Below are 7660 nucleotides of genomic sequence, written 5' to 3' on the forward strand. Positions count from 1 at the left end.
CGGCGATCTTGCCGAGCAGTTGCAGGTCGGGATTGTAGTTGAAACGCAGCTCGTCCGAGAACACCAGATTGTAGTCCGACCGTATGATGCGGCTGTTACCTTGGTCGAGAATAAAGAAATTGACCCCGCCGTCGGATGCCAGCGCAACCGGATTGTTCAACCCGGTCAGCCCGAGCCCGTATCCGCCGTTTTCCTGAACGAATCTGTAATCGGAACTGAGTTTGACGACGCGGTTGTTGCCGCGATCGAGGATGTACAAATTGTTGCTGATGTCGAAGACGATGGCGGTCGGAGCGGAAAACTCGCTACTGCCGAAGCGGCCCTTGATTTCACCGAGATAGTTTAGACGCAACGCCGGCGGCGGTGCAATCGTCTCAACCGGTTGGCGCGCGGCGCAGGAACACAGCACGACGGCGACGGCCATCATCGTCCCCGCTGTCCACGCTGTCCGCCTCACGCAATCAGAACCTCGCGCTTAAAGTCACCAACCAGCCGTCTTCTGTCGGCTGCAGTTCGATGCCCGCAAAGCCGGATTCGATGCCGCGGTTATGGCGGGTCGTGCTCCAGTAGGCATCCACCGCCGAAAGAAAGTGATTCGCGATCAGAAACCCAAGCGCAAAATCGGCGTTGCGGTAAAACGACTTGCTGTCATTTTTTAGGTCGCGATAGCGGCTGCGCGCCGCATCCGAACTCCACCGCCAGAAATACGCCTCGGTATCAGGATAGTACTCGCGCTGCGGATCGAAGGCGCCGCCAACTTTGTTGTATTCCTCGCGCGACGTGTAGAAACCGAGCACGTCAAAAAAGCGTTCGTCTTTGCCCTCGACGTCCGCGCCCGCCTCCTGCGCCGCCAGCAGCCGGTAGTCGTCCTCGCGCCACTTGCCGAGATGCTTGAACGAGATCAGGCTCGCCCAGCCACCCAACTCGGCAGCCATGAAGATCCGCGACTTGGTCGTCGAACCCACGTACAACTCGCCGGCCCCGGGCAAGACCAGCGACATCAAGAACGCCTGCCAGGGCTTCTTGCGCAGCTTGCCGGCATCCGGCTTGACTTCGCTGAATCCCCCGCCTTGCTCCACCTGGTACTGGATCGTCGGCTCCGGATCGAACGCCAACGGCGAGCGCTCCAACGCAATTTGCCCCGCAGCCATCGGCGCCAGCAACAGCGCCACTGCGAATATAAGAATCGTCGGTCGCATCATCAGAACTTGTAGGTAAATACCAGTTTTGGAATCTGCTGGCCTTCGTAGCGCGCCAATCGCGCCTTCAACGAAAACTCGCTGAAGCTGTCCTGCTGGCGATTGTAGCGCCGCGCCGATAACGCCGCATCGAACGCCGAGAGCAAATGGTTGGCGATCGCGACGATCGCTCCCAGCTTGGCCCGGTCAAAGTTTGTGTTCGCCTTGTCGCGGTCGATCAGGTATTTGCCGCGAAACGTCGAGGTCGAGTCCTTGGTGCGGTAATCGGTGTCGACCCAACCGTAGTTGAACTGGTCGTACTTGCCGATCATCTCGTAATACTGCTGCGTCTTGGTCTCGGGCAGATGGTGCGTAAACGTGGCTTCGTCGCGCAACGACTCCATGGTATCCGAGGTAATCCCGTGCTCTTCGATCAGCCAGTTGGCATAGCGCTCCGGGTCCCAGTACCGGTCGGCGTAACTCCTGTTGTCGTCCTCCTGATTGACACCCTTGCGGTGGTAAATGTAATAGCCGGTCCAGGCCAGCGCTTCTACCCCCATAAACATGAACGCCTTGGTGCGCGAGCCGGTATAAAGCTGCCCGGCGCCCGGAATCGATAACGAATACAGGAAGCCCTTGCCCGGCGACTTGTAGTTCACGTCAAAAATGTCCGACGTCATCGGAAAGTCCTCGAAGCCGGATGCGGCAACGCCAAATGTGGTCAGTTGCTGCATGCGCTGATAGCTTTTCAGGTCGCGTTCCGCTTGCGCCTGGCTCAGTGCGCCGGCCGTTAGCTTCGTCGGCGTTTCCGCCAGCGCGGCTGCCGCCAGCAGCAGAACCAACGCGGCCGAGAGGTACTTCATCATCAGGTTATCCTCCAAATCCACTAATTATTTCACTATCGCTACCGAGCAGTGCTTGCGCTCGCCGCCGCTCGTCTCTAATTGGCAGAAGTAGACTCCCGATGCCAGCCGGGAGGTGTCCAGGTCAAGTTCGTTGTCGACGCCGGCTGTGCCGGAAATCGACGACTCCAATACCAGATCGCCGGCGGTATTGTACAACCGCAGCGATACCGGCCCCGTCTCGCGCAGCGAAAACCGGATCGTCGTCGACTCGCGCGCCGGGTTCGGATAATTGTATACGTAGCCGATCGCGTCGCTCGGCCGCTGCACCGCCGGCAGGCTGCGAATATAACTGCCACCATTGGCCACGCCTCCGTACAACGCGTTCCAGTCGGTGTCGCGCGGCCGCGCCAGCGTGAAGGCCGCAATCTCGCCCTCGCGCGTCAGCGCCACCACGGCGCCGCTATTGGCGTTCTTCGCAATCGCCAGGGGCCATTCAATATTGCCGCCCGCCGCCCGGGGGAAATTCGTCAGACGATGCCCGTTCCGGTCCAACCCCACCACTTCCCCGTTCTTGGTACCGACAAACAGCTCCATCACCCCGTCGCCGTCCAGATCGACCAGCGCCGGCGCCGATCGCACCGGCCCCACCGGGTAGGCGCCGTTGACGATCAGCGGGAAATTGTCCACTGCCGTCCCGTTCCAGTTGTAGGCATAGATCCGGTTGTCGCCCCCAAACACGATATCAACATAGCCGTCATTGTCGATGTCCCCCAGCGCGATCTCTGAAAACACCGACCCGCCAACCTCCACGGTTAACGGTTGACCGGCGTAATTGATGCGCAGTGTCCCGTTCAAGTAAACTTCAGTGGTCTCGAAGCTGCCGTTGCGGTCGAAGTCCGCCGCTGCTGCGCCGCGTAAGTCGGCCGCGTTGGCGCCGGCGCGCATTCCACCCACCGGTGACACCAGCTCAAACCGGTGCAGCGAGTCGGTCATTACCCGGAACGGCCAGACCGCTTCTTCATTCGTCAGAATCAGCCCATCCTCGGCTAACACGATTCGCCGGTTGGTCATCGTATAGACCAGAACTTCCTTGCCGGCATTGTTCGGATCGACATCGGCGATGATCGGCGCAATCGCCAGCGGTTCGTCGATGAAGGTCTCAAAGCGCTTGACCGCTTCGCCGCTGTAGGTCAGCGTCCGCGAATTGAAGGCGGCGATCGTAAACCGGCTGGTGCCGGCAACAACTTCGGCAAAACCGTCGCCGTCCAGATCGCCGATCGCCAGCGGCATGACGAACTCGCGATCGGACGCCGCGCGCCCGAACACGCCCAACGTGTCCTGTGCGATCCGGGCGCCGTCGTACGTCTGCCGGTCGACAACCACCTCCGTGCCGGGAATCGGCTGGAACAGCGATCCGCCGCTCAAGCGGTACGCCAGGATATAGTTGTCCACGCTGGTCAGAATCTCTTCTTCACCATCATTGTTCAGATCATAAACCCGCAGTGCCGACGCCCCGCGCCCGACAAAATTCGGCCAGTTCGCCGCCTTGCCCTCGGTGCGGATATCGCAGTTCATCGTCGCCACCGCCGCCGAAATATCGCCGATGGTGATCCCCGTGTATGCGCCGCTCGCCGCCGCCGAATTCGGATTCGTGAACGGCCCCAGCTCGCGGTTGTTGTTGATGTCGAAATAATCCTTGGCGCTGCCGTAGCCGGCAAAATACTCGCGCCCGAATTGCACCAGCCCATCCGCCTCCATCAGCGTTAAGAACTGATGCCGATTGTCCCACTGCCGCGGATCGGACCGAAAATTGAACCACTGCAGATCGTTGTCATCGAAGTTGTTGATTCCGTCGCCGTCGTAATCGAGCCGTGCCGCCAACTCATCGACCCGCCAGATCACCATCCCGATCCCCGGCGTCAGATAATCGTATTCGCGCGTGTTCGGCCCGTTCTTCTCTCGCACCGGCCGCAAAAACACGCCGGTATTTTCATCTTGCTGGATGCCGGTCACACCGTCGCCGTCCAGGTCGGTGCGGCGATACTCAATCAGAAAATACTCGTCGGCATTGATCGGCACGCGAATGATCTGATTCTCCTCCGTCAACTTCTCCGCCGGCGCAACCTGCACGTTGGTGCCGCTGCTGACCGTCACCACGTCGACAAAGCCCAGATATGCACGCGACCAGGCATCGGGGAAAATCGGCATCACCCCTTGCACCAACACCGGCACTTCCGCGCCGAAATCGATATTGACCCCGAATCCGTTGTTGTCCATCAGTGAAAAATCGCCCACCACTGTATTGAATGTCCGCGAATCGTAAAGATCGACTAATCCCAGTTGGTGCCCGAATTCGTGCGCCATCACGGCATTGAGTGCGGTCACCCGGCCATCCTGCGACACCGTCTCCGGCATCACCATTCCGTCCACGATCACGGCCGAGTCGTTCTGCACGAAAATCGGCGCCCCCAGCTTGAGATAGCCGGTAAACAAATCGCCCGGCGTCGCCTGGCCGAAATTCGGCAGATTGTTCTGCTGATCCGAGCCGGGGTGAAATACGACAAAGGCGTCATACAGCGGCGCGCCGCTCACGGCGTCGGTGAAGCGCAATTCCAGATCGCGATCCGCCGCCGCAAAGGCATCGGCGTAGAATTCCGTCAATCCAAACTCCGGCGGCTGCAAACCGTAGTACGCCATCGTCGAATCCAAATCGTACGCCGCCTCTTCTTCCCGCGGATAAATGTCGAACGTCAGCGTCAGCCGGCCGTTCGAAACTACTTCGTAATATTCCTTCAGCGCTTGCAGGTGCGCGAGAAAGTAGGCGTTGTTGTGCGGCGCCGGATCGATCGTGTGCCCTTCCTGCGCGGCAAACTCCTGCCGCGTCCGCAGGTCAAAGGTTCCGGTGCCGGTCGTGTTCGGATCGTCCGGCACTTCCTTGCGAAATTGCGCCTTGATCGCCAGAATCCGAATCACCCGCTGATCCGCCGCCGCCAGCGCCTGTCGCGGTAACGCATACTTGCTCTCCCGCTCCAGTCCGAGCAGGTTGCGCTCGGAGGCCCCGTGACTCATCCCGCCGCGCGGCACCGACTCCGCCGGCTGCTTGCCCTTGATCGGCAGGTAATTCGCCCTGGCGCCACTCAGCACCGTCGCCATCATCAGGAACGTGTACAGCAGTATCCGCATCATCAGGCTGACCCGTCTACAGTTTTACCGTCAGTGAAGTGCGCAGCGTGTTTGCCAGCGGCAGGTTCTCGGAGGACGGAATGTACGCAAAGTCCAGCCGGTACCGACCCTTGTACTGCAATCCGACGCCGACCGTCGGCGTCTTCACTTCGCCTTCCTGGTCATAGATGTATCCCGCCCGCAGCGCCAGCAGCGAACCGTACCAGTACTCGATACCGACGTTCTCGATCGCTTCCTTGAATTCCGTCGAGAAGTCGTCGTTCACCGTCGCCAGCAGCTTGTTGATCTCTCCCACCACCGTCAAACGGTTATAGGGCGAATCAAGCAGCTTGTACGAGAAGCCGACCGCCAGGTTGCGCGGCAGCGCGTCCGACTGCGCCGCGTCGATGTAGCTCATGTTCGGACCCAGGTTGGTCAGCACCGCACCGAAGCGCAGCTTCTTGGTGGCCGCGTATAGCAATCCGCCTTCCACGGCAAACGATGTGCCCGATCCCTCGCCGACCTCCCGGCCGGCGCCTTGCACCGACAACCGGCTGTAGATGATTTTTGCCGACAAGCCGACCGCCAGCGACTTCGAGGCGCGCGTGCCGTACGACAGCGTCACCGCCACGTCGAACGGATTGATCTCGCCGGTGATTTCCGACGAGGTCTCGCCCGTCACTGGAATCGTACCGTACGACAGAAACGTCACGTTGCCGCCGATCGTCCCGAGCGTGCCGATCGGCTGCACGTAACTGAGAAATTCATAGTAGAGGTCGTTCGCCAGTTCCGGCAGCCAGTTGGCGTGCGTAAACGTCAACTCGGTCTTGCCCTGCGCGAAGACCACGACGCGATCGGCCGTGGCAAACCACATCTCCCCGCTCTGGCCGACAATGTCACGCGTGTTGCTCTGATGCAAATCTTCGTGATAGTAGCGCTCCCATTGTCCGTCGTCGTACGTGAAGGTGCCGTAGATCGAGCCCACGTACAACTTCCCGCCCTGCGAGTAGAGCGCATTGATCGTGCTGCCGGCGGGATTCGCGTAGACATACACCACGCGGCCGATCTGCAGGTTGCCGGTCTGCAGCGTGTTCTTCTGCTTGAGAATCTGTACGAAGCTGCTGATCTTGTCCTGGTCGGTCGTCTTCAGGTACTCCTGCGCCAGTTCCTCGATCGTCATCGGCCGTTCGACCTTGATCGCTTTGTAGCCGAAGCTCGTCCAGGCTTTGCCGTCGAACTTCTTCAGTCCCAACTCGGTGCCGACCCACAGGTCGTTGCCGTGCATCTCCAGCGCCGTGATCTTGCCTTCAAAAACCGGCTTGTACGGCAGCCGCAGTGCGACTCCCGCCTTCGGCGTATTGAAAAACTCTGGATTCCCCGCCTGGATCTGCGCAATCTGCAGTTCCAGCCGCACGGCGTCGATCGTTCCGTAGAACTTCGTCAACACCGTCAGCGCCGAGTCGTTGACGGACGTCGTGTAATTCACCTGGTTCGACCAGGTTGTGCCGTCCCAGCCGAATAAGTCATCTTCGCTGGCCGCCCACGCCAGTCGGTCACTCTTGACAAAAATGTTCTTGATCGGTCCCGCGGTCAGCCCTTCGGCGGCTCCGTAAACCGTCCACTTGCCGTCGCGCAACACGCGCACACCGGTATCGGTGCCGATCCAAATCTGCCCGCGCTTCTGCACCTCAATACACCACACCGCCGTTGAGTCGCCGCCGGTCGAGTACTTCTCCCAGCTGCGTCCGTTGTAACGGTACAGTCCGGTCGACGTGCCGACATACAGCATCTTGTGGTCGACGCCGATGTCGAGAATCTCTCCCTCGAACACCGCGCTGAACGGAAACTGCAGATCGTTCGGCAACCGGTCGCGATACGATTTCTCCAGCGCAAACATCAGTCGGTCGGCCTCCGCCTCGCTGACGATCGAATCGGCCAGGGCTTTATTGGCCGTCTCGACGAACGCCGCCATCCGCAAATCATCGAGACGGCAGCCGGTCCAGTTCTCCTCGAGCTTGCCCAGACTCTTGACAAATTCTTCGCGGCTGTCGAACTGCTCCGGCAGTCCGGCCTCGATCCGCGTCCGCAGCTCCACCAGCCTTTCCAGCGGGAAGCGGTTGTTCGCCCGCGCTACCTGATCCAGACGCGGCAGCACCACTTCATCCTTCGCCGTCCCCAGCGCCCGCGCCACGATGTCCTTCAGATTGTCGCCCCGCCGCGGCTGAATGATATCGCCCGTGATCCAGGTCGAACCGTTGTACCGCATCAACCCGCCGTTGGTCAGCGCCCAGACGTCATAGTGCGTGTAATTGTCGTTGGGCACGCCGTTCTCCATCACGGCGACCTTCTGAATCCGCTGCTCCCAGGGCACGTTCCACCCGCGCCAAACACTCAAGAGCACCGCATACGGAACCTGAATTTCACTCGGCCGCGTTTGCGTCTCGCACGCCGTCGCCAACGACTCGATTTCGGTCA

At 60.3% G+C, this 7660-nt stretch carries 5 protein-coding genes; all 5 read right to left on the minus strand.

All coding sequences use genetic code 11. The features are described from left to right. Positions 1-457: hypothetical protein (locus IT585_07165; protein ID MCC6963015.1), on the minus strand; the 457-nt coding region annotated here is incomplete at its 3' end. A gap of 4 nt (positions 458-461) precedes the next feature. Next, positions 462-1202 (minus strand): hypothetical protein, encoded by a 741-nt coding sequence (locus tag IT585_07170; GenBank protein ID MCC6963016.1) that lies wholly within the window; start codon positions 1200-1202, stop codon positions 462-464. Further along, complete coding sequence (locus tag IT585_07175; GenBank protein ID MCC6963017.1) at positions 1202-2044, minus strand: hypothetical protein; 843 nt, start codon at positions 2042-2044, stop codon at positions 1202-1204. The genes IT585_07170 and IT585_07175 overlap by 1 nt, the downstream gene beginning before the upstream one ends. Positions 2045-2068: 24 nt before the next feature. Continuing rightward, entirely contained in the window at positions 2069-5209 is a 3141-nt protein-coding gene (locus IT585_07180) for a VCBS repeat-containing protein (GenBank protein MCC6963018.1), read from the minus strand. 13 nt (positions 5210-5222) lie between these two features. Further along, positions 5223-7660 (minus strand): PorV/PorQ family protein (locus tag IT585_07185; GenBank protein MCC6963019.1); only part of this gene is annotated, 2438 nt, incomplete at its 5' end.

The sequence above is a fragment of the Candidatus Zixiibacteriota bacterium genome (assembly GCA_020853795.1).
Taxonomy (GTDB): Bacteria; Zixibacteria; MSB-5A5; order CAIYYT01; family CAIYYT01; genus JADJGC01.